Here is a 20,027-nt window from a genome sequence, read left to right as displayed (position 1 = left end):
CAAAGGCCACCAAACCTCAGCAGACTTACTAAGTACGCACTTACTGGACGATCTTCGCGTCCGGTGCAATCATGCGGCCCACACCTCCCCCGATTCCGTGCGGGAGACATCCGTGTGGAAGGAGCCGCTGCGATGCAGGGCGACCCCGACGTCATCGAACTGCTCAACGAGCAGCTGACCGCCGAGCTGACGGCGATCAACCAGTACTTCCTGCACTCCAAGATCCAGGACCACCGGGGGTGGGCCAAGCTCGCGGAGTACACCCGGCGCGAGTCCTTCGACGAGATGCGGCACGCGGAGATCCTGACCGACCGCATCCTGCTGCTCGACGGGCTGCCGAACTACCAGCGGCTCTCCCACATCGAGGTGGGGCAGACGGTGACCGAGATGTTCCGGGCCGACCGGCAGATCGAGGTCGAGGCGATCGACCGGCTGCGCCGGGGCGTGCAGGTCATGCGCGACAAGGACGACATCACGTCCGCGAACATCTTCGAGGCGATCCTGGCCGACGAGGAGCACCACATCGACTACCTGGACACCCAGCTGGAGCTGGTCGACAAGCTGGGCGAGGCGCTGTACATCTCGACCGTGATCGAGCAGAACCAGCCGGACCCCTCGGGACCGGGCACCGGCAGCTTCTAGCGGGGCCTCAGGCGGCGTCGTCCAGCCGGTCGAGCGTCGCCGGGGCGCGCTGTTCGATCAGCTCGCGGCGGGGGCAGGCACCCCGGCCGAGCAGGGCCTGGATGCGGCGTACACAGCGGCCGCAGTCCGTGCCGGCCTTGCACGCGGAGGCGATCTGGCGCGGGGTGGCGGCGCCGTCCTCCGCGTGCTGCTGGACCTGGGCCTCGGTGATGCCGAAGCAACTGCACACGTACACGCGGACTCACCTCCCGACGGGATCGCCGTAACTCTGCCATCCCGTTCCCGGTGAGGCAAACCTAACCTTACCCGCCGCTTCGCGACCGCAAAAGGGCGAGGGGCGCGGATCCCCTGTGATCCGCGCCCCAGCCCGCCTGCTGCGAAGGCATCGCCTACTGGTCCCGGTACATCTCCGCGACCAGGAAGGCCAGGTCGAGGGACTGGCTGCGGTTGAGCCGCGGGTCGCAGGCCGTCTCGTAGCGCTGGTGCAGGTCGTCCACGAAGATCTCGTCGCCGCCGCCCACGCACTCGGTGACGTCGTCGCCGGTCAGCTCCACATGGATGCCGCCCGGGTGGGTGCCGAGGCCCTTGTGCACCTCGAAGAAGCCCTTGACCTCGTCGAGCACGTCGTCGAAGCGGCGGGTCTTGTGCCCGGAGGCCGCCTCGAAGGTGTTGCCGTGCATCGGGTCGGTCACCCACGCCACCGTGGCGCCGGACGCCGTGACCTTCTCCACCAGCTCGGGCAGATGGTCGCGGATCTTGTCGGCGCCCATGCGGACGATGAAGGTCAGCCGGCCCGGCTCCCGCTCGGGGTCGAGGCGGTCGATGTACCTCAGCGCCTCCTCGGCCGTGGTGCTCGGGCCGAGCTTGATGCCGATCGGGTTGTTGATCTTCGAGGCGAACTCGATGTGCGCGTGGTCCAGCTGGCGGGTGCGCTCACCGATCCACACCATGTGCCCGGAGACGTCGTACAGCTTGCCGGTGCGGGAGTCGACCCGGGTCAGGGCGGACTCGTAGTCCAGCAGCAGCGCCTCGTGCGAGGAGAAGAACTCGACGGTCTTGAACTCCTCCGGGTCGGTGCCGCAGGCCCGCATGAAGTTCAGCGCGTTGTCGATCTCCCGGGCCAGCTGCTCGTAGCGCTGGCCGGAGGGGGAGGTCTTCACGAAGTCCTGGTTCCAGGCGTGCACCTGGCGCAGGTCGGCGTACCCGCCGGTGGTGAAGGCGCGCACCAGGTTCAGCGTGGACGCGGAGGCGTGGTACATCCGCTTGAGCCGCTCGGGGTCCGGGATGCGGGCGGCCTCGGTGAAGTCGAAGCCGTTGACGGAGTCGCCCCGGTAGGTCGGCAGCGTCACCCCGTCACGGGTCTCGGTCGGCTTGGAGCGGGGCTTGGAGTACTGGCCGGCGATGCGGCCGACCTTCACCACGGGCACGGAGGCCGCGTAGGTGAGGACGGCGCCCATCTGGAGCAGCGTCTTGAGCTTCTGCCGGATCTGGTCGGCGGACACGGCGTCGAACGCCTCGGCGCAGTCGCCGCCCTGGAGGAGGAACGCCTCTCCCTTGGCGACGGCCGCCATCCGGGCGCGCAGCTGGTCGCACTCGCCCGCGAAAACAAGCGGCGGATACGACTCGAGGTCCGCGATCACTGCGCGCAGAGCCTCGGTGTCGGGGTACTCGGGCTGCTGCGCCGCGGGCAGGTCTCGCCAGGTGTTGCCAGCGCTCGCGCTGGTCTTAGCGTTCACGGTCACCTCGTACACATTACGGGGTCCTGTCCGGTGTTCCACGAGTCGCCCGGAAAATGAGACGCGATGCCTGATGGGTGGACGGGCCGGGGTGAGGTAGGGTCTCTCGCATGTTCGCGCTTTCCGACCAGAACTGGTGGTGGACCGCTTCTCCGGCGGCCCACTGAATCGCGCGCACCCAGACTTCGCGAAGGCCGCCCGAGGGGCGGCCTTCGGTGTTTTCCGGGGTCGTTCCTCTCCTTTCCCTGATCGAGTAGGAGACCGACCCGTGGACCTCGAGGACCTGTTGTCCGACCCCCGCCCCTTCGCCCTGCTGCGCCGCCGGGTGCCCGGTCGCGCCGAGCACCCGGTGGAGGTGCTGATCGGTCCCGTCGCCGACCGGGACCGGCTCGCCGAGCTGCCGGACGAGGGGCTCGCCCTGGTGCCGTTCCGGCAGATCCGCGAGCGCGGCTTCGACGTCCGCGACGACGGCACCCCGCTCCTGGTGCTGACGCCCGAGGAGTCGTACGAGATCCCGCTGGACGAGGCGCTGCGCCGGCTCCCGGCGCACGAGGTGCGGGTCGAGGGCGGCGGCTTCGACGTCGGCGACGAGGAGTACGCCCGGATCGTCGGCCGGGTCCTCGAGGAGGAGATCGGCGGGGGCGAGGGCGCGAACTTCGTGATCCGGCGGACGTACGAGGGCGAGATCCCCGGGTTCGGCCGGGCGGACGCGCTGGCGCTGTTCCGGCGGCTGCTGGAGGGCGAGCGCGGGGCGTACTGGACGTTCGTGGTGCACACCGGGGACCGGACGCTGGTCGGGGCGAGTCCCGAGGTGCATGTGCGGATGTCGGGCGGCACGGTCGTGATGAACCCGATCAGCGGGACCTACCGCTATCCCGCCGAGGGGCCGACCCCGGAGCACCTCCTGGACTTCCTCGCCGACGGCAAGGAGATCGAGGAGCTGTCGATGGTGGTCGACGAGGAGCTGAAGATGATGTGCACCGTCGGCGACATGGGCGGGGTCGTCGTCGGGCCGCGGCTGAAGGAGATGGCGCATCTCGCGCACACCGAGTACGAGCTGCGCGGCAAGTCCTCGCTGGACGCCCGGGACGTGCTGCGGGAGACCATGTTCGCGGCGACGGTCACCGGCTCGCCGGTGCAGAACGCGTGCCGGGTGATCGAGCGGCACGAGGTCGGGGGGCGCGGGTACTACGCCGGTGCGCTGGCCCTGCTCGGGCGGGACGCGGGCGGCGCGCAGACCCTGGACTCGCCCATCCTGATCCGCACCGCCGACATCGGCGCGGACGGGCGGCTGCGGGTGCCGGTCGGGGCCACGCTGGTGCGCGGCTCGCGGCCGGCGGGCGAGGTCGCCGAGACCCACGCCAAGGCGGCGGGCGTGCTCGCGGCCCTCGGGGTGCGCCCCGGGCGGCCGCGCGCCGAGCGGGAGCTGCCCCGGCTGGCCGACGATCCCCGGGTGCGGGCCGCGCTGGACGGGCGGCGGGCCTTCCTCGCCCCGTTCTGGCTGCGGATGCAGCGGCCGACCGCCGAGCCGCGCGGGCACGCCTTGGTGGTCGACGGCGAGGACACCTTCACCGCGATGCTCGCCCATCTGCTGCGCGCGACGGGCCTGGAGGTGACGGTGCGGCGCTACGACGAGGCGGGGCTGCGGGCCGCGGTGCGCGCGCACGAGGGCCCGGTGGTGCTCGGCCCCGGCCCCGGGGACCCCTCGGACCTGGCCGATCCGAAGATGCGGTTCCTGCGGGAGCTGGCCCGGACCGTCCTGCGGGAGCACCGGCACGGAGTGCTGGGCGTGTGCCTGGGCCATGAACTGCTCGCGGCGGAGCTGGGGCTGGAGATCGTCCGCAAGGACATGCCGTACCAGGGGGCGCAGACGGAGATCGAACTGTTCGGGCGCCCCGAGACCGTCGGCTTCTACAACAGCTTCACCGCCCGCTGCGACGAGGACGCGGCACGGGAACTGGCGGCGCACGGGATCGAGGTGAGCCGGGCGGCGAACGGCGAGGTGCACGCCGTACGGGGGCCCGGGTTCGCCGGGGTGCAGTTCCACCCGGAGTCGGTGCTGACGCTCGACGGGGTGGCGATCGTCGGGGAGTTGACGGACCGGCTGCGCGGCGCGAGCGCGTTCTGAAGCGGCCGGCCGCAGGGCTGCGCTGCCGGCCGGAGGGCTGTGGGAGGGCTGTGGGCCGGGTGTCCGGCCCACAGCCCGGTGCGTCCGTCCGGCCTCAGCCGAAGAACACCCCGACCTCGTCGTACAGCTTCGGGTCGACCGTCTTCAGCTTGGCGGTCGCCTCGGCGAGGGGCACGCGCACGACGTCCGTGCCGCGCAGGGCGACCATCTTGCCGAAGTCGCCGTCGCGCACGCAGTCCACGGCGTGCAGCCCGAAGCGGGTGGCGAGCCAGCGGTCGAAGGCGCTGGGGGTGCCGCCGCGCTGGATGTGCCCGAGGACGGTGGTGCGGGCCTCGTTGCCGGTGCGCTTCTCGATCTCCTTGGCCAGCCACTCGCCGACCCCGGACAGCCGCACATGCCCGAAGGAGTCCAGCGTCTGGTCCTTGAGCACCATCTCGCCGTCCTTGGGCATCGCGCCCTCGGCGACCACCACGATCGGGGCGTACGACGCCTTGAAGCGCGAGGTGATCCAGGCGCACACCTGGTCGAGGTCGAAGCGCTGCTCGGGGATGAGGATGACGTTGGCGCCGCCGGCGAGGCCCGAGTGCAGGGCGATCCAGCCGGCGTGCCGTCCCATCACCTCGCAGACCAGCACCCGCATATGGGACTCGGCGGTGGTGTGCAGCCGGTCGATGGCCTCGGTCGCGATATTGACGGCGGTGTCGAAGCCGAAGGTGTAGTCGGTGGCGGACAGGTCGTTGTCGATGGTCTTGGGCACGCCGACGCACGGCACGCCGTACTCACCGGACAGCCGGGCGGCCACCCCGAGGGTGTCCTCGCCGCCGATCGCGATCAGCGCCTCGACCTCCTGCTTGGCGAGGTTGTCCTTGATCCGGCGGATGCCGCCCTCGATCTTGAGGGGGTTGGTCCTGGAGGAGCCGAGGATGGTGCCGCCGCGGGGCAGGATGCCGCGCACGGCGGGGATGTCGAGGCGGACGGAGCGCCCTTCGAGGGGGCCCCGCCAGCCGTCCCGGAAACCGACGAACTCGTAGTCGTAACTCTGCACGCCCTTGCGCACGATGCCCCGGATGACGGCGTTGAGCCCGGGGCAGTCGCCGCCTCCGGTCAGTACTCCGACCCGCATGGAAATGTCCCTTCACCCGCAGTGCCTGACGCTTTGTCACGCTAATGGTGATGCGCGTCACATCGGGAGAGGCGGTACGGGTGAATCGGGGGTATTTCCACGGAAGTCGGGGCACGCCCGCGGGAGCCGGGGCCGGTGCGGCGGGTGTGCCGGGTGCTACTCCTCGTCGAGGCCGCGCTCGATCGCGTACCTCACCAGCTCGACACGGTTGTGGAGTTGGAGCTTGCCGAGGGTGTTCTGGACGTGGTTCTGCACGGTGCGGTGGGAGATGACGAGGCGTTCGGCGATCTGCTTGTAGCTCAGGCCCTTGGCGACCAGCCGCAGCACCTCCGTCTCCCGCTCGGTCAGCCGGGGCGCGCCCGGGGCGTCGGTGTCGGGCGCGGGCACCGGTTCGGCGGCCAGGCGCCGGTACTCACCGAGGACCAGTCCGGCCAGGCCCGGGGTGAACACCGCGTCGCCGACGGCCGTACGGCGCACCGCGTCCAGCAGTTCGCCGGTGGAGGCGGACTTCAGCAGATAGCCGGTCGCGCCGGACTTCACCGCCTCCAGGACGTCGGCGTGCTCACCGCTCGCGGACAGCACCAGGACGCGCAACGCCGGGTTGTGCGCGACCAGTTCCTTGCACACCTGGACGCCGGGCTTGGCGGGCAGGTTGAGGTCCAGGACCAGCACGTCGGGGGCGGCGGCCTTGGCGCGGCGCACGGCCTGTTCGCCGTCGCCCGCGGTGGCGACCACCTCGAAGCCGGACTCGCCCAGGTCCCGGGCGACCGCGTCACGCCACATGGGGTGATCGTCCACCACCATGACCCTGACCGGGTCCTGCCGCTGTGTCATCGCCGCTCCGCCTTCTTCCCCCGCGCCGTCACGGCGCCCTTCGGTATCTTCAGTTCGACCTCGGTGCCCTGGCCGGGCACCGAGATCAGCTCGGCGCTGCCGCCGAGGTCGCGCAGTCGGCCCCGGATGGACTGGGCGACGCCGAGCCGGCCCTCGCCCTCGGCCTCGGCGAGCCGGCCCTCGGGGATGCCGGGGCCGTCGTCCCGGACGGTGACGAGGATGTCCGCCGGTTCGTCCTCGACCAGGATCCAGGCCCGCGCGGCGTCACCGGCGTGCCTGCGCACATTGTCCAGGGCGGCGCCGACGGCCGCGGCCAGCTCCCGGGCGGCGGCCGGCGGCAGCGGCACCGGGGCGCCGGGCTCGGCCAGGCTCACCCCGTCGCGGGCGAACGGCGCGAGGAGGGTGCGCAGATCGACCGGCCCGGCACCGTCCGGCCCTGCGCCGTACGGGTCTTCGCCGTACGCCGGGCCCGGCGTCGCCCCGACGGGTACGGCGGTGTCCTCGGCGGTCCGGGCGACCGGCAGCAGGCCGCCGGCGACCAGGGTGCGCAGGGCCACCTCCTGCTCCCCGGCCAGCCGGCCCAGTTCGGCCGCCTCGCCGCCGAGGGCGGTGCCGCGCCGCTTCACCATCGCCAGGATCTGGAGCACGCTGTCGTGGATGTCCCGGGCCAGCCGCTCCCGCTCCCGGGTCGCGGCCTGGATCTCCAGGGCGCGGGCGAGGGTGCGTTCGGAGGCGCGGGCCACCTCCACGACGTAGCCGATGCCGATGGAGGCCACCCAGACGAGGATCAGGCTGTGCAGGGTGTCCCGCGCGAGCTGGCCGCGCTCGACCAGGTTGGCGACGGCCACCGCCGTGGAGGCGACGGCGGCCCAGCGCCAGCCGCCCTTGACCGCGAAGGCGAGGACGGCGCCGCCGGTCCATATCGTCGGCAGGGTGGGGCCGCCCGCGATCCGCTGATGGCTGTCGGCGAAGGCGGTGAGCAGCACGCCGGCGAGGGCGATGGTCAGGTCGGCGGCGAGGAAGCCCCTGGTGCAGGTGGCCGCGCCGCGCACCCTCGGCAGGGTGGCGAGGGTCCAGACGGTGAGCACGGCGTCGTAGCCGATCGCGATCCACGGACGGGTGAACTGGTCGTACGAGGTGACGCACAGACCGAGCGCGTACAGCATGGTCAGCACGCGGTACCCGGCGAGCGCGCGCCACAGCGGCAGCTCCACCGACATCCTCAGCACGCGCTCGCGCCCGGCCATCCCCCGCCTCCCGTGAACCCCGCGAACCCCGTGAACCCGTGAACCCGTGCGGCTACTTGCTCTCCGCTTCCTCGGCCTTCTCGGCTGCCTTGGCCTTCTCGGCTTCCTTCTCCGCCTTGTCGGCCTCCTTGGCCGCCTTCGCCGCCTCCGCGATCTGCCGCTTTGCGGCGGTCGCGTACATGTCGACGTACTCCTGGCCGGAGAGCTTCATGATCTCGTACATGACCTCGTCGGTCAGCGCGCGCAGGACGAAGCGGTCGTGCTCCATGCCCTGGTAGCGGCTGAAGTCGAGGGGCTTGCCGATGCGGATGCCGGGCCGCATCAGCTTCGGCATCACCTGGCCGGGCGGCTGGATCTTCTCGGTGTCGATCATCGCCACCGGGATCACCGGGGCACCGGTCGCGAGCGCCACCCGGGCGAGGCCCCCGGGCTTGCCCCGGTAGAGCCGGCCGTCGGGCGAGCGGGTGCCCTCCGGGTAGATGCCGAACAGTTCGCCGCGCTCCAGCACCTCGATGCCGCTCTTGATCGCGGCCTCGCCGGCGCCGCGAGCGCCGGAGCGGTCCACCGGGAGCTGGCCGACGCCCTTGAAGAAGGCGGCGGTGAGCCGGCCCTTCACCCCGGGTGTGGTGAAGTACTCGGCCTTCGCGATGAAGGTGACCTTGCGGTCCAGCATCGTCGGCAGGAAGAACGAGTCGGAGAAGGACAGGTGGTTGCTGGCCAGGATGGCCGCCCCCTCGGCCGGAATGTTCTCCAGGCCCTCCACCCAGGGCCTGAAGGCGAGCTTCAGCGGCCCTCCGATGGCGACCTTCATCGTGCCGTACAACACCCGTGTGCCTCCCGTTTCCGTCGAACAGACCTTAACCCCCTGGACCGTCAAAGCACCCGACGGCCCTGGTCGGTGTCCGTGCGGTCGCGTACGGTGAAGCACATCCGCGTGTTCTCTCTTAACGCCCCGGCCGGACGGACGGCGGGGCCCTTCCCCAGGAACAGGAGCGTCGAAGGTGCCGGTTCTCCCTGGAGCCGAGCCGTACCGCCACTCCGGCGGCGAGGTGGGCGTCCTCTTCTGTCACGGCTTCACCGGCTCGCCGCAGTCGCTGCGTCCCTGGGCGGAGCACCACGCCGCGCACGGCCTGACGGTGTCGCTGCCCCTGCTGCCGGGACACGGCACGCGCTGGGAGGACATGCAGCTCACGGGCTGGCAGGACTGGTACGCGGAGGTGGACCGCGAGCTGCGGCTGCTCTCCGAGCGCTGTTCCCAGGTGTTCGTCGCGGGCCTGTCGATGGGCGGCGCCCTCGCGCTGCGGCTGGCGGCCCTGCACGGCGAGCGGATCAGCGGTGTGGTCGTCGTCAACCCGGCGAACAAGGTCCACGGCCTGTCCGCGTACGCCCTGCCCGTGGCCCGGCACCTGGTGCGGTCCACCCAGGGCATCGCCAGCGACATCGCCAAGGACGGCGTGGCCGAGACGGGTTACGACCGGGTGCCGCTGCACGCGGCGCACTCGCTGCGCCGGTTCCTGCGCCGGCTGGACGGCGAGCTGCCCCGGATCGACCAGCCGCTGCTCCTGCTGCGCAGCGCCCAGGACCATGTCGTACCGGCGGCCGACTCGGCCCGGGTGCTGGAGCGGATCTCGTCCGCCGATGTCCGGGAGATCGTGCTGGAACACAGCTACCACGTCGCGACGTTGGATGTGGACGCGGACCGGATCTTCGAGGAGAGCCTCGGTTTCATCGGCCGGCTCGCACCGATTCCGGGCAAGGAAGGGACGGCCGCAGTTGGCTGAGCACGACCCGGGTCCCGAGGGCCGCGAGGACCGGGAGGACCGGCAGGACCGGGAGCCGGAGGAGAGCGGGCTGCGTTTCGACGAGGACGCCGCCTGGCGGGCCATCGTGGCCGGGTACGGCGAGGAGCCGCCGGACCCGCCGGGCAGCAAGCCCTTCAAGCCGGTCGAGGACCTGGCGCTGCTGGAGAAGGACGCGCTGCTGGAGAAGCTGGAGAAGGACGCCGCGGCGCACGAGAGCGACGACGGCGAGAAGGGCGACGGCGAGAAGGGCGACGGCAAGAAGAAGGAAGAGCCGCGGCCCGCCCGGCCGCTGGGCAGCTCCATCTCCTTCGCGCCCGGCGTCGGCCCCCGCGACCACCGTGCGCCGCAGGCGTCCGAGGACGACTTCGACGAGGACGACGAGGGCCACTTCGTGCCGCCCGAGCCGCCGCCGCTGGACACCGGTGACGCCACGTCGAGGTTCGCCTGGCTCGGCGTGGTCGGCGGTCCAATCCTGCTGCTGGTGGCCGTGCTGCTCGGCTGGGACATGACCTGGTGGCTGACGACCCTCGGCATCGGCGGTTTCCTCGGCGGCTTCGCGACACTGGTGGCGCGGATGCGCACGGACGAGGACGACGACGACGATCCGGGCCGGGGGGCCGTGGTCTAGGGTCCTTCGTTCGGATCAGGCCGGATCAGGTCGCCGGGATCACGCCGGGCCGGACGGCTGGCCGGCCTGGCCCGGTTCGCTCCGCTGTGATGCGGCGGGGACGCGCAGGGCGGCCAGGACCGGGAGGTGGTCCGTGGCGGCGGCCAGGTCGGCGCCGGTGACGCCCGGCAGGTCCGCCGGGACCCCGCAGCCGAGCACCTCGATGCCCTTGGTGGCGAACACCGCGTCGATACGGCGCGCCGGAGCGGTGCGCGTCCAGGTCTCCTCGCCGCCCCAGGGGGCCACCGCACGGCCGTCCTGGAGAGCGCCGGCCAGCAGCCGGAAGGTGCGGCCCCCGGGCCCCTCGTTCAGATCGCCGCCCACGAGGGCGTGTTCCACGCCGAGGCCGTCGAGCCGGTCGAGGAGCAGCCCGCCCTGGGCGTACCGCTCGGCGCCGTCGAGGCTGAGATGGCAGCTGATCACCCCGAGCCGGGCACCGCCGAAGCGGACCACCGCGGTGGCGAGACCGCGCCGGTGCCGGCCGGGGGTGAGGGGCAGCAGGACGTCCTCGGTGCGCTCCACGGTGGCGCGCAGCGAGCACAGGATCGCGGGCCCCGCGCTGGTGCCGCCGCCGCTGAGGACGACGAGACCGCAGGCCCCGGCGAGCCGCGCGAGCTTCTTGCGCCAGCGGAAGAACCGGGGCGCCTCCTGGAGGAGGACCAGGTCGGGGGCGCAGGCGGTGATCACCCGGGCGAGGGCGTCGGTGTCGTCGCGCAGGGAGCGGATGTTGTAGCTCAGCACGCGGACGACGGCTGAACCATCGGGCTCTGTGTGGGAGTTGGGGAGCGGCGCCATGTGGATCAATGTACGCCCAGGAGGACAGGACGCGGGGGCGGGTGCCCGGCGGCCGGTCCGTGGTGACCGGCCGCGCCCCGAGGCGGGCACGGCCACCCCCGCTCACCCGTGGTCGCTACATGATCGGGTCGGGCTCGCGGGCCAGGTCAGCCGCGCCGACCATGCCCGCCTTGTTGCCGAGCTGCGCCGCGATCACATCGGCGACGGGCCGCCAGTTCCCGCCCACCAGCCACCGCTTGTACGACTTACGGATCGGGTCGAGGACCAGCTCGCCCTCGTCGGAGAGACCGCCGCCGACGATGAAGGCGGACGGGTCGAAGAGCGAGGCCAGGTCGGCGAGGCCGGCGCCGGCCCAGCGGGCCAGCTCGCGGTAGGAGTCGACGGCCACCGGGTCGCCCTGCCGGGCGGCCATGGAGATGTGCTTGCCCTCGATGCCGTCCGGGGTGCCGTCGCCGAGCGAGAGCAGCACCTCCGCGTTCTCGGGGGTGGCGTTGGCGCGCTGCTTGGCGTACCGGACCAGGGCGCGCCCGGAGGCGTACTGCTCCCAGCAGCCCTGCGAGCCGCAGCCGCACAGCAGGCCGTCCGGGACCATCCGGATGTGGCCGAACTCGGCGGCCACGCCAAAGTGGCCGCGGCGCAGCTTGTTGCCGATGATGATGCCGCCGCCGAGGCCGGTGCCGAGGGTGATGCAGATGACGTTGCGGTGGCCCTTGCCTGCGCCGAACTTGTACTCGCCCCAGGCGGCGGCGTTGGCGTCGTTCTCGACCACGACGGGCAGGCCGGTGCGGGCCTCGACCTTTTCCTTGAGCGGCTCGTTGCGCCAGTCGATGTTGGGCGCGAAGTAGACGGTGGAGCGCTGCCGGTTGACGTAACCGGCCGCACCGATGCCCACGCCGACGATCTCGTGCCCGGCACGCGCGCCCTCCACCGCGGAGGCGATGGCGTCCACGATGGCCTCGGGCGTGGTGGGGGTCGGCACCTTGAAGGTCGAGAGGATGTTGCCTTCCTCGTCGACCACGCCGGCCGCGATCTTTGTGCCGCCGATGTCGACGCCGATGGTGAGTCCCATGAATCCCTCAGTTCGGTCGAGCCCCGCTACGGCCAACCGTACCCGAGGCCCTTGCGGGCGAGGGCTTCAGTCCAGGTCGATGCGCTCCCCGGAGCCGGTCCCCTCGCCCCGGTCGCGGCCCTTGTCCCCCTTGCCGCCGTCGCCCTCGCGCTCCGTGCGCCACTCGTCCGCGACGTCGTCCGGGCGGCCGGTCCAGCGCCGCTCCTGGGACTGGACGGCGGAGCGGTAGGCGGCGAGCAGTTCGCTGCCGGCGGCGGCGAGGTGGTCGAAGACGCCGGGGTTGCGCTCCATGACGGGCTCGACGGCGGCCTTCGCCTGCTGGACGACCTGCTTGACCATCTGCTGGGCGGCGGGTCCGGCGAGGGCGCCGAGGGGTGACTGGGGGCCGGTCAGCCGGTCGGCCACCGAGTCCACGAGCTTCCTCAGTTCCTCGGCGGCGGAACCGGGGGGCGCGCCGTGGTCGGTGCGGCGGCGGGCCTTCTCGGCCTCCAGGTCCTCGCCGCAGGCCGTGGCCCAGGCGTCGGCGTCGCTCACCCGCGGCTCCTCGTGCGGTTCGGCGGGGCGCTCTTCGCTCATGGCGGACTCCTGACTGCGGTACGCCCTTACCTGTACGACGTTACCCGAACCGCTGTGCCCCGTTCACCGTGCGGCGGCGGGCCACAGGCCGGGGTCGGGGGCGAAGCGCACCCGCAGCTCGCCCTCGCGCAGCCCGGCGCCCGAGACGGTGCAGCGGCGCAGGGCGGAGGGCAGGGGCACGATCCGCCGGAAGGCGCTCGCGGTGATCACGAGTTCGTCGCCGCGCCGGATCAGGTCGAGCTCCTCCCGTATGGCGCCGGGCAGCGGGATGTGCCAGACCAGCACCCCGTCCTCGGCGATCCGGTCGGCGACGGTCCACTCGACGGGCCGGTCGGTGTCGTCGACGGCGGGAACGGCGAGGGCCGCGAGGTCGTCCGGACCGTGCGGGTCGCGGCCGAGGTGCGGCACGGGGTGCACGGCGAGCTCCCCCTCGCCCTCCCATTCCCGGAGCACCTTGCGCTGCTGGGCGGCCAGACCGGCGAGCCAGGTGTCGGGGGTGGTGTCGGGCAGGACCCGGTTGGCGACGAGCGCCTCGGTGCGCAGGCCGCGCAGGGCGAGGCCGAGGCGGGCGGTGCGCAGGGCGTCCACGGCGGCGGGGGCGGGCTCGGCGACCAGGCGTACGGCGGTGTCGCGGTCGGTGAGCACGGCCTCCACGGCGGCCAGCTCCACGTCCCAGCGCCCCGCCGTCTCGTACAGCCAGTCGGCGGGCATGGGGACACCGGCGAGCCGGCCGAGCACGGGGCGCAGGGCGCGGGCGGCCTGGCGCTCGGGGGGCAGCAGGCGGCGCAGGTAGCGGCGCAGTTCCTCGGGGAGGGCGAGCAGCGCGAGGGCTCCCGGGAGCGGCGGCAGGTCCACGACGAGGAGGTCGTACCGCTCGCAGAGCGCGGCGTCGCGCAGCGCGCGCAGGAACGTCAGCTCCTCGGCGCCGGGCAGCGGGGTGACCTCTTCGGCGTCCAGGCGGGAGGCGCCGAGCAGATCGAGGACGCCGGCGGCGCGCTGCTGGAACTCGGCGAGGTCCTGGCGGAAGCCGGCGGCGGCGTCGGGGCGCCAGGCGGTGAGCCGGGGCGCGATCTCCACGGGCCGGGCCCCGGTCGGCGTCCCCAGCACCGCGCCGGGGGTGTCCGCACGCTCCGCGCTCAGCAACAAGGTCCGGCCGCCCTCGCGGGCGGCGCGCAGCGCGGTGGCGGCGGCGACGGTCGTCCGCCCGCTGCCACCGGGCCCCGTGATCAGGATGGTCCGCATAGGTCCGAACGGTAACGGACGCTCCGCGGGGGGTGGCGCGGTACGGGGACCGGCGGCCCCTCCGGGCCCACCACCCCGGCCGACCGAGTCGGGCGGGCTGGTGGTCGAAGCGGCGCCGGCGGCGTCAGGGGGTCTCGACGCGCTTCTTCAGGCCCGCCAGGGCGCGGTCGATGATGACCTTCTCCGCCTTGCGCTTGATCATGCCGAGCATGGGGATCTTGACGTCGACGGTGAGCCGGTACGTGACCTCCGTGCCGCCCGGACCGGCCGGCGCCAGCAGGTAGGACCCGTCGAGCGAGCGCAGCATCTGGGACTTGACCAGCGTCCAGGAGACCTCGTTGTCGCCGGCCCAGGTGTACGCCAGCGTCTGGTCGTCCTTGATCGCACCGGCGTCCATGACGAGCCGTACCTCCTGGGCACGCCCCCGCTCGTCGGTCTTGAGGACCTCCGCCTCCTTCACCTCACCGGTCCAGTCCGGGTAGCGGGCGAAGTCGGCGATCACCGCCATGACGTCGGCCGGAGCCGCCTCGATCGTGATGCTCGAACTGGTGTGTTCCGCCATCGCCGTGGCTCCTCCAGATGCGGACCGAAGAGACTCTTGCCGTGCGCGGTCTGCGCACGTGTGTGCAGCGTGAAGGCTACCGCGCGCCCGCGTCGGCCCCGTCCTCGCCCCGTCACCACTCAAGGGCCCACGGCCGCCCGCTGCTCGCGAAGTGCCCCACGTTCACGCACTCCGTCGCCCCGATCCGCATCCTGCGCGCCAGCGGCTGGTGCACATGTCCGAAGAGCGAATACCGGGGCCGGGTACGCCGGATGGCGTCCAGCAGCGCCCGGCTCCCCCGCTCGAAGCGGCGCGCGACGGTGTCGTAGACCAGCTCCGGCACCTCCGGCGGGATGTGCGTGCACAGCACGTCGACCTCGCCGACCGCCTCGATCTTCGCGGCGTACTCCTCGTCGGAGATCTCGTACGGCGTCCGCATGGGCGTGCGCAGCCCCCCGCCGACGAAGCCGAACGTCCAGCCGCCGATCTCCACCCGCCGCGCGTCGAGGACGGTGGTGCCGGGACCGGCGTATTCCGGCCACAGCTGCGGCATGTCGACATTGCCGTAGGTGGCGTACGTCGGGGTGGGGAACGCCGCGAAGAGTTCGGCGTACTGCTTGCGCACCGCCTTCTCGATGGCGGTGAAGCGGTCGCCCTCGATCCCGCCCCACAGCTCGGCGCCGAACGCGCGGGCCTCCTCGAAGCGCCGGGCGGTGCGCAGCGCCACGATGCGGTCGGCGTTCTCCTCGCCGAACAGGTCGGGGAAGATGCCGCGCGAGTGGTCGGCGTAGTCGAGGAAGAGCACCAGGTCACCCAGGCAGATCAGGGCATCGGCACCCTCGCCGGCCCGCGCCAGGTCCCGGGCGTTGCCGTGCACATCGCTGACCACATGGACGCGGTGGCGGCTGCTTCGAGGGGGTGTGGGTGCCATGGCGATCAAGCGTAGGCGTGTGTGTCGCAGGTGAACAGTCCTGGTCGTGGCCTGCGGTTACTCGCCGGTCGGAGAGGCCGTGGACTACTGTGCGCGAAGGAAAGCCAACCTGTGTGACGCAGCGAACATCTGGCCGGGAACCCCTGTCGGGAACCGCATACCGACGGGTAACGTCCGGGCAGTCCAGTCGTGCTCTGGGTTTCAGCCACCGGTAGCCCCGAGCACCACCCGAGCCTTGGACCGCACCGTCGCAGCACACAACGTCGTGGCGCCGGCGCCCTATGAGGAGCAGCAGTCTTGCGCGAGTTCAGCCTTCCGGCCTTGTACGAGGTCCCTGCGGACGGAAACCTGACCGACATCGTCCGCAGAAACGCCGCGCAGCATCCCGACGTCGCCGTGATCGCCCGCAAGTCCGGCGGCATCTGGCAGGACGTGACGGCCCGGGAGTTCCTCGCCGAGGTGCACACCGCGGCCAAGGGGCTCATCGCCGCCGGGGTGCAGCCGGGCGACCGGGTGGGCCTGATGTCCCGGACGCGCTACGAGTGGACGCTCCTCGACTTCGCCATCTGGAGCGCGGGCGCGGTGACCGTGCCGGTGTACGAGACCAGCTCGCCCGAGCAGGTGCAGTGGATCCTCTCCGACTCGGGCGCGACCGCCTGCGTCGTGGAGCTGGACGCGCACGCGGCCGCCGTGGAGGCCGTCCGCGACACGCTGCCCGCGCTGAAGAACGTCTGGCAGATCGAGGCCGGCGCCATCGAGGAGCTGGAGCGGCTCGGCCAGGACGTGTCCGAGGAGACGGTGGACGAGCGTTCCTCGCTCGCCTGCGCCGACGACCCGGCCACCATCGTCTACACCAGTGGCACCACCGGCCGTCCCAAGGGCTGTGTGCTCACCCACCGCAGCTTCTTCGCGGAGTGCGGCAACATCGTGGAGCGGCTGCGCCCGCTGTTCCGTACCGGCGAGTGCTCGGTGCTGCTCTTCCTGCCGCTGGCCCATGTCTTCGGCCGCCTGGTGCAGATCGCGCCGATGATGGCGCCCATCAAACTGGGCTGCGTCCCGGACATCAAACACCTCACCGATGAACTGGCCGCGTTCCGGCCGACGTTGATCCTCGGTGTGCCGCGCGTCTTCGAGAAGGTCTACAACTCCGCGCGGGCCAAGGCGCAGGCGGACGGCAAGGGCGGCGTCTTCGACAAGGCGGCCGACACGGCGATCGCGTACAGCAAGGCCCAGGACACCCCGGGCGGGCCGTCGTTGGGGCTGAGGATCAAGCACAAGGTCTTCGACAAGCTGGTCTACGGCAAGCTGCGCGCGGTCCTCGGCGGGCGGGGCGAGTACGCCATCTCCGGGGGCGCCCCGCTGGGCGAACGCCTCGGCCACTTCTTCCGGGGCATCGGCTTCACGGTGCTGGAGGGGTACGGCCTCACCGAGTCCTGCGCGGCGACCGCGTTCAACCCGTGGGACCGGCAGAAGATCGGCACGGTGGGCCAGCCGCTGCCCGGCTCGGTGGTGCGGATAGCGGACGACGGCGAGGTGCTGCTGCACGGCGAGCACCTGTTCAAGGAGTACTGGAACAACCCGGCCGCGACGGCGGAGGCGCTGGCCGACGGGTGGTTCCACACCGGGGACATCGGCACCCTGGACGAGGACGGCTATCTGCGGATCACCGGCCGCAAGAAGGAGATCATCGTCACGGCGGGCGGCAAGAACGTGGCGCCCGCCGTGATCGAGGACCGTATCCGCGCGCACGCGCTGGTCGCGGAGTGCATGGTGGTCGGCGACGGGCGGCCGTTCGTCGGCGCGCTGATCACCCTGGACGACGAGTTCCTGGCGCGCTGGGCCGCCGAGCACGGCAAGCCGGCCGGTTCCACGGCGGCGTCCCTGCGCGACGACCCGGACCTGAACGCCGCGATCCAGGAGGCCGTGAACGACGGCAACGCGGCGGTGTCCAAGGCTGAGTCGGTGCGCAAGTTCCGCGTCCTCGCCGCCCAGTTCACGGAGGACTCGGGCCACCTCACCCCGTCGCTGAAGCTCAAGCGGAACGTGGTGGCGAAGGACTACGCGGACGACATCGAGGCGATCTACGCGAAGTAGGCCGCCTCGCGCCAAGCGGCTCACCCGGTACGGGAGTCGGCTTACCCGGTACGGGAGTCGACGGCCTGCCGGCTCGCGGCCGGCAGACGGTCAGAGCAGCTCCTTCAGCCGCTCCGCCAGCAGGTCCCAGCGCCACTTCTCCTCCACCCACCGGCGGCCCCGCTCCCCCATCCGGCGGCGCAGTTCGGGGTCGCCGAGCAGGGTGACGATGCGGTCGGCGGCGTCGAAGGGTTCGCCGCCGCGGACCACCCAGCCGGTCTCGCCGTCCAGGACCGCGTCCGGGGCGCCGCCCGAGTCGCCCGCGACGACCGGCAGACCGGTCGCGGACGCCTCCAGGTAGACGATGCCGAGGCCCTCCACGTCGAGCCCGCCGCGGCGGGTGCGGCAGGGCATGGCGAAGACGTCGCCCGCGCCGTAGTGGGCGGGCAGCTCGGACCAGGGGACGGCGCCGGTGAAGCGGACCGAGGCGTCGACGCCCGTCTCCCGGGCGAGGCGGCGCAGGTCCTGCTCGTAGGGGCCGCCGCCGACGATCAGCAGCACCGCGTCCGGCTCGGCGGCGAGAATCCGGGGCATGGCCCGGATCAGCGTGTCCTGGCCCTTGCGCGGCACCAGCCGGGAGACGCACACGACGACCGGGCGGTCGGCGAGGCCGAGCCGGGCGCGCACCTCGTCGCCGCCGGAGCCCGGGTGGAAGGTCTTCTCATCGACGCCGGGCGGCAGCTGCACCATCCGCCCGGCCGCCTCGGCGGTGAGCGCGCCGGCGATCCGGGAGCGGGTGTACTCGCCCAGGTAGGTGATCGTGTCCGTGCCCTCGCCGATCCGGCGCAGCAGCTGCCGGGCCGCGGGCAGCTGGGCCCAGCCGGCCTCGTGCCCGTGGGTGGTGGCCACCAGGCGCTCGGCACCGGCCCGGCGCAGCGCGGGGGCCATCAGGCCGAGCGGCGCCGCCGCCCCGAACCACACCGAGGTGCAGCCGTGCTCGCGCAGCAGCCCGGTGGCGCGCCGAGTCGCCCCGGGGGTGGGCAGCAGCATGGTCGTACGGTCACGTACGACGGTGAAGGGCTGCTCGGCGTCGAAGGCGGCCGCCGCCTCGACGCCCTCCCGGCTCCGCTTCCAGGTGGAGGCGTAGACGACCAGCCGGCCGGGGTCCAGGCGCAGCGCCATGTTGTGCAGGAACGCCTGGATGCCACCCGGGCGGGGCGGGAAGTCGTTGGTCACGATCAGGGTCTTGTGCATCGCCGCCGACCCTACCGAATCGGCCGTCCGGCGCCGGGCGACGACCGCCGCGTTGGCACGGTCCGGGGCGCTCGGGACATCATGGTCCCCCGGCACGGGACTCGAAACGGAATCGAACGGCAGGGGAACACGTGGAGACCAAGGACGCCCGGCGCTCGCCGGCGTACCTGCTCGCGACCTGGTGCGTCACCCGTGCGGTGCTGCTGCTCTTCGTCCTCGGGGTGTACGTCTTCCCCGGCCCGGACGTCACCACCGATGTGTCGGTGATCTACCGCAACTGGTACGAGGTGCTGCGCCAGGGCACGTTCCCGCTGGACGACGTCACCTGGCAGTACCCGCCGGCCGCCGCGCTGGCGATCCTGGCACCCGGCCTGCTGCCGTTCCTGTCCTACCCGCACGCCTTCTTCGTGCTGGCGTTCCTCGCCGACCTGGTGGTCCTGGCGCTGCTGCTGCGCTCGGCCCGGCGGCCCGGCCGCTCCCGGCGCGGGGCCTGGGTGTGGGTGGTGGGCGTACCGCTGCTCGGGCCGACGGTGTACGCGCGCTACGACGTGATGGTGACCGCGGTGGCCGTGGCCGCGCTGCTCGCGGGGGCCCGGCATCCCCGGGTGATGGGCGCGCTGACGGCGTTCGGGGCGCTGCTGAAGGTGTGGCCGGCGCTGCTGCTGGCGGGTGCGGTGCGGCGCCGCGCGTGGGGGTCGGCGGCGGTGACCGGGGCGGCGCTCGCGGCGGGGTTCGCCCTGTGGATGCCGGGCGCGTTCACCTTCCTGACCTTCCAGCGGGAGCGGGGTACGGAGGTGGAGTCGCTGGGCGCCCTGGTCTTCCATGTGGCCCGGCACTTCGGCTGGAGCGGGCAGGTGCTGCTGAACTACGGCTCGATCGAGTTCCTGGGCCCGTACGTGCCCGAGGTGAGCGCGGCGGCGCTGGCCCTGTCGGCGGGCGCGTTCGGCTGGCTGCTGCTGTGGCGTCTGAGGGCCCGCCGCTTCCCGCCGCACACCCTGACGGACGCGGCGCTGACCGCCGTCCTCCTGTTCACCACCACGAGCCGGGTGATCAGCCCCCAGTACCTGGTCTGGCTGATCGGCCTGGCCGCCGTCTGCCTCACCCACCGCGCCTCCCGGATGACCGTGCCCGCCCTCCTCGTCCTGGCGGCTTCCCTCCTGACCGTCCTGGAGTTCCCCGTCGGCTTCGTGCACGTGGTCACCAGCGACTGGTACGGCATCACCCTCCTGCTCCTGCGCAACGCCCTGCTGGCCACCGCCACCCTGCTCGCCGCCCACCGCCTGTGGCGCACGACCACCTCTCCGCCGACCACCCCCCTCCACCCCTTCCCCGCCCGTCAGGAGACCCCGGTCTCCCCCTGAGCCCGC

At 72.5% G+C, this 20,027-nt stretch carries 19 protein-coding genes; 6 read left to right on the top strand and 13 right to left on the bottom strand.

What is annotated here, in order from left to right:
* Positions 1-132: 132 nt before the first annotated feature.
* A complete protein-coding gene (bfr, locus tag GHR20_RS26260) occupies positions 133-642 on the top strand; it encodes a bacterioferritin (RefSeq protein ID WP_111582370.1) in 510 nt (169 codons plus the stop codon).
* 7 nt (positions 643-649) lie between these two features.
* On the opposite strand, the gene GHR20_RS26255 is transcribed toward bfr, so the two are convergent.
* Positions 650-877: a (2Fe-2S)-binding protein gene (locus GHR20_RS26255; RefSeq protein WP_085564331.1), complete on the bottom strand. Its 228-nt coding sequence runs from the start codon at positions 875-877 to the stop codon at positions 650-652.
* 154 nt (positions 878-1,031) lie between these two features.
* On the bottom strand, positions 1,032-2,384 hold the full coding sequence (locus GHR20_RS26250; RefSeq protein ID WP_111582572.1) for a 3-deoxy-7-phosphoheptulonate synthase class II: 1,353 nt from the start codon (positions 2,382-2,384) through the stop codon (positions 1,032-1,034).
* A gap of 262 nt (positions 2,385-2,646) precedes the next feature.
* Here GHR20_RS26250 and GHR20_RS26240 point away from each other — a divergent pair, with 262 nt between their 5' ends.
* The gene (locus tag GHR20_RS26240; RefSeq protein ID WP_153814559.1) at positions 2,647-4,506 is read left to right on the top strand and encodes an anthranilate synthase family protein; all 1,860 of its coding nucleotides are present in this window, start codon (positions 2,647-2,649) and stop codon (positions 4,504-4,506) included.
* A 94-nt stretch (positions 4,507-4,600) separates the two neighbouring features.
* Here the strand turns inward: GHR20_RS26240 and GHR20_RS26235 are convergent, their stop codons facing one another.
* From GHR20_RS26235 to GHR20_RS26220, 4 genes are all read right to left on the bottom strand, one after another.
* Positions 4,601-5,629, bottom strand: coding sequence for a 6-phosphofructokinase (locus GHR20_RS26235; RefSeq protein ID WP_111582368.1), 1,029 nt, complete (start codon positions 5,627-5,629; stop codon positions 4,601-4,603).
* A 156-nt stretch (positions 5,630-5,785) separates the two neighbouring features.
* Complete coding sequence (locus tag GHR20_RS26230) at positions 5,786-6,463, bottom strand: response regulator transcription factor (protein WP_111582367.1); 678 nt, start codon at positions 6,461-6,463, stop codon at positions 5,786-5,788.
* A complete protein-coding gene (locus tag GHR20_RS26225) occupies positions 6,460-7,710 on the bottom strand; it encodes a DUF5931 domain-containing protein (protein ID WP_153814558.1) in 1,251 nt (416 codons plus the stop codon). Before GHR20_RS26225 ends, GHR20_RS26230 begins: the two co-directional genes overlap by 4 nt.
* A gap of 52 nt (positions 7,711-7,762) precedes the next feature.
* Positions 7,763-8,533 carry a lysophospholipid acyltransferase family protein gene (locus GHR20_RS26220; protein ID WP_111582570.1) on the bottom strand — a complete coding sequence of 257 codons (771 nt, stop codon included), beginning with the start codon at positions 8,531-8,533 and terminating at the stop codon, positions 7,763-7,765.
* Between the two features lie 178 nt (positions 8,534-8,711).
* On the opposite strand from GHR20_RS26220, the gene GHR20_RS26215 reads away from it, so the two are divergent.
* Both GHR20_RS26215 and GHR20_RS26210 read left to right on the top strand, forming a co-directional pair.
* The gene (locus GHR20_RS26215; RefSeq protein ID WP_111582365.1) at positions 8,712-9,491 is read left to right on the top strand and encodes an alpha/beta fold hydrolase; all 780 of its coding nucleotides are present in this window, start codon (positions 8,712-8,714) and stop codon (positions 9,489-9,491) included.
* Positions 9,484-10,140: a hypothetical protein gene (locus tag GHR20_RS26210; RefSeq protein WP_153814557.1), complete on the top strand. Its 657-nt coding sequence runs from the start codon at positions 9,484-9,486 to the stop codon at positions 10,138-10,140. Before GHR20_RS26215 ends, GHR20_RS26210 begins: the two co-directional genes overlap by 8 nt.
* 39 nt (positions 10,141-10,179) lie before the next feature.
* On the opposite strand, the gene GHR20_RS26205 is transcribed toward GHR20_RS26210, so the two are convergent.
* The 6 genes from GHR20_RS26205 to GHR20_RS26180 all read right to left on the bottom strand — a co-directional run bounded on the left by GHR20_RS26205 (position 10,180) and on the right by GHR20_RS26180 (position 15,333).
* Positions 10,180-10,974 carry an endonuclease/exonuclease/phosphatase family protein gene (locus GHR20_RS26205; RefSeq protein ID WP_148027395.1) on the bottom strand — a complete coding sequence of 265 codons (795 nt, stop codon included), beginning with the start codon at positions 10,972-10,974 and terminating at the stop codon, positions 10,180-10,182.
* Positions 10,975-11,089: 115 nt separating this feature from the next.
* Positions 11,090-12,043 (bottom strand): ROK family glucokinase, encoded by a 954-nt coding sequence (locus tag GHR20_RS26200; RefSeq protein ID WP_037653011.1) that lies wholly within the window; start codon positions 12,041-12,043, stop codon positions 11,090-11,092.
* 66 nt (positions 12,044-12,109) lie between these two features.
* Positions 12,110-12,619, bottom strand: coding sequence for a DUF5304 domain-containing protein (locus GHR20_RS26195; RefSeq protein WP_111582362.1), 510 nt, complete (start codon positions 12,617-12,619; stop codon positions 12,110-12,112).
* A 63-nt stretch (positions 12,620-12,682) separates the two neighbouring features.
* Positions 12,683-13,861: an ArsA-related P-loop ATPase gene (locus GHR20_RS26190; protein ID WP_153814556.1), complete on the bottom strand. Its 1,179-nt coding sequence runs from the start codon at positions 13,859-13,861 to the stop codon at positions 12,683-12,685.
* A gap of 124 nt (positions 13,862-13,985) precedes the next feature.
* On the bottom strand, positions 13,986-14,423 hold the full coding sequence (locus GHR20_RS26185) for an SRPBCC family protein (RefSeq protein ID WP_111582360.1): 438 nt from the start codon (positions 14,421-14,423) through the stop codon (positions 13,986-13,988).
* Between the two features lie 112 nt (positions 14,424-14,535).
* Positions 14,536-15,333 (bottom strand): metallophosphoesterase, encoded by a 798-nt coding sequence (locus GHR20_RS26180; protein WP_153814555.1) that lies wholly within the window; start codon positions 15,331-15,333, stop codon positions 14,536-14,538.
* Positions 15,334-15,630: 297 nt separating this feature from the next.
* Between GHR20_RS26180 and GHR20_RS26175 the strand changes: the two genes are divergently transcribed.
* Positions 15,631-17,427 carry an AMP-dependent synthetase/ligase gene (locus GHR20_RS26175; RefSeq protein ID WP_153814554.1) on the top strand — a complete coding sequence of 599 codons (1,797 nt, stop codon included), beginning with the start codon at positions 15,631-15,633 and terminating at the stop codon, positions 17,425-17,427.
* A 90-nt stretch (positions 17,428-17,517) separates the two neighbouring features.
* Here the strand turns inward: GHR20_RS26175 and GHR20_RS26170 are convergent, their stop codons facing one another.
* Positions 17,518-18,660: a glycosyltransferase family 4 protein gene (locus tag GHR20_RS26170; protein WP_153814553.1), complete on the bottom strand. Its 1,143-nt coding sequence runs from the start codon at positions 18,658-18,660 to the stop codon at positions 17,518-17,520.
* A gap of 131 nt (positions 18,661-18,791) precedes the next feature.
* On the opposite strand from GHR20_RS26170, the gene GHR20_RS26165 reads away from it, so the two are divergent.
* Complete coding sequence (locus GHR20_RS26165) at positions 18,792-20,021, top strand: glycosyltransferase 87 family protein (protein ID WP_153814552.1); 1,230 nt, start codon at positions 18,792-18,794, stop codon at positions 20,019-20,021.
* The last annotated feature ends 6 nt before the right edge of the window (positions 20,022-20,027 follow it).

The sequence above is a fragment of the Streptomyces sp. SUK 48 genome (genome assembly GCF_009650765.1).
In the GTDB taxonomy this organism is placed as follows: Bacteria; Actinomycetota; Actinomycetes; order Streptomycetales; family Streptomycetaceae; genus Streptomyces.
Note: the sequence above shows the minus strand (reverse complement) of the source record. Positions and strands in the feature narration are given on the sequence as shown.

Excerpts from the sequence above, each read along its gene's own strand:
- bfr (WP_111582370.1), top strand. The coding sequence starts at position 133 with ATGCAGGGCGACCCCGACGTCATCGAACTGCTCAACGAGCAGCTGACC.
- GHR20_RS26170 (WP_153814553.1), bottom strand. The coding sequence starts at position 18,660 with ATGCACAAGACCCTGATCGTGACCAACGACTTCCCGCCCCGCCCGGGT.
- GHR20_RS26185 (WP_111582360.1), bottom strand. The coding sequence starts at position 14,423 with ATGGCGGAACACACCAGTTCGAGCATCACGATCGAGGCGGCTCCGGCC.
- GHR20_RS26205 (WP_148027395.1), bottom strand. The coding sequence starts at position 10,974 with ATGGCGCCGCTCCCCAACTCCCACACAGAGCCCGATGGTTCAGCCGTC.
- GHR20_RS26180 (WP_153814555.1), bottom strand. The coding sequence starts at position 15,333 with ATGGCACCCACACCCCCTCGAAGCAGCCGCCACCGCGTCCATGTGGTC.
- GHR20_RS26225 (WP_153814558.1), bottom strand. The coding sequence starts at position 7,710 with ATGGCCGGGCGCGAGCGCGTGCTGAGGATGTCGGTGGAGCTGCCGCTG.
- GHR20_RS26190 (WP_153814556.1), bottom strand. The coding sequence starts at position 13,861 with ATGCGGACCATCCTGATCACGGGGCCCGGTGGCAGCGGGCGGACGACC.
- GHR20_RS26230 (WP_111582367.1), bottom strand. The coding sequence starts at position 6,463 with ATGACACAGCGGCAGGACCCGGTCAGGGTCATGGTGGTGGACGATCAC.
- GHR20_RS26200 (WP_037653011.1), bottom strand. The coding sequence starts at position 12,043 with ATGGGACTCACCATCGGCGTCGACATCGGCGGCACAAAGATCGCGGCC.
- GHR20_RS26235 (WP_111582368.1), bottom strand. The coding sequence starts at position 5,629 with ATGCGGGTCGGAGTACTGACCGGAGGCGGCGACTGCCCCGGGCTCAAC.
- GHR20_RS26195 (WP_111582362.1), bottom strand. The coding sequence starts at position 12,619 with ATGAGCGAAGAGCGCCCCGCCGAACCGCACGAGGAGCCGCGGGTGAGC.